General features: G+C 43.1%; 1 protein-coding gene. It reads right to left on the bottom strand.

Features of this window, described 5'->3' with window-relative positions; translation table 11 throughout:
- On the bottom strand, positions 1 to 813 hold an 813-nt coding region (locus M7Q83_RS14070), incomplete at its 3' end, for a hypothetical protein (protein ID WP_298340257.1).
- Positions 814 to 984 lie beyond the last annotated feature (171 nt).

Here is a 984-nt window from a genome sequence, read left to right as displayed (position 1 = left end):
GCTGACCTGTGGGCCTACGGAGATCCTCATCTCAAGTTCAAGTATAAGTGTGAAATTTCCATTGCTGTCAGCATCACCATAGGAAACATCAAGTGCCACTGTTCCAGAGGATTTATACGGGCCAGACCATGCAGAACCACCTGATACAGATGATATAGTTATGGGTGCCTGGTTTATCCCTGCTGTTCCAGAAAGAACCTTGCCATTTACCCCTATTCTAAACACAAGGAGACCTGAATTTGCATCTATGGATGCTGCACATTGAGGTATGTATGAAGACCTTGTAAATGCCTTGCTCGTTTTGGGAACAAGATCATAGGACTGGTAATCATACTGAATATATCCCGTTATTGTTGCAGTATCAGGCATGGATATATCTGTAGCCTCAAGTGGAGTGCATACACCGTTAATGCAGTTTGATTCTGCAGGACACCCTGAATTTCCTGAACACTGTCCAGATGGCGGGGGAGATGTTGAAGATGTTGCCGTAACAGTAAGTTCATTGCTTTCCACGTTGTTATAGAGTGCGTATAATTTGTATGTCCCTGCATTTGAGAATGTCGGTCCAAAATATACATATCCTGAATCATCTGATGGAGAAGTTTGATAGAGTTTGCCATTTATGTAAAGTGATACTTCAGCAGTATATTGGTATGGACTACCATTCTTTTCCACCAGCACCGTATATGTTAAATTATCTGCATTGACTGTAACACTTGTCGGGCCAGATAATTTCAATGTGAAATCAGAGGGTGGCGAAACAACCGTAATGGATAAGGAATTGCTCTGTGTATTTCCATAAGAGGCATACATCTGTGCTGTTCCTGCACTTCCGAATTCTACTGTAAAACTTACATTTCCTGAACTGTTAGTAGTCCCTGATGTATATAGAGTGCCGCCAATATAGGATGAGCGCGTACTTCAGCGCGCTGAGTAGGAGAAGCGGCATCGATTAACCCTTGTGTACCGTGAGATCCGTCGTCC

The organism is Ferrimicrobium sp., assembly GCF_027364955.1.
Lineage (GTDB): Bacteria > Actinomycetota > Acidimicrobiia > Acidimicrobiales > Acidimicrobiaceae > Ferrimicrobium.
This window is presented reverse-complemented; position numbering and strand designations above follow the sequence as displayed.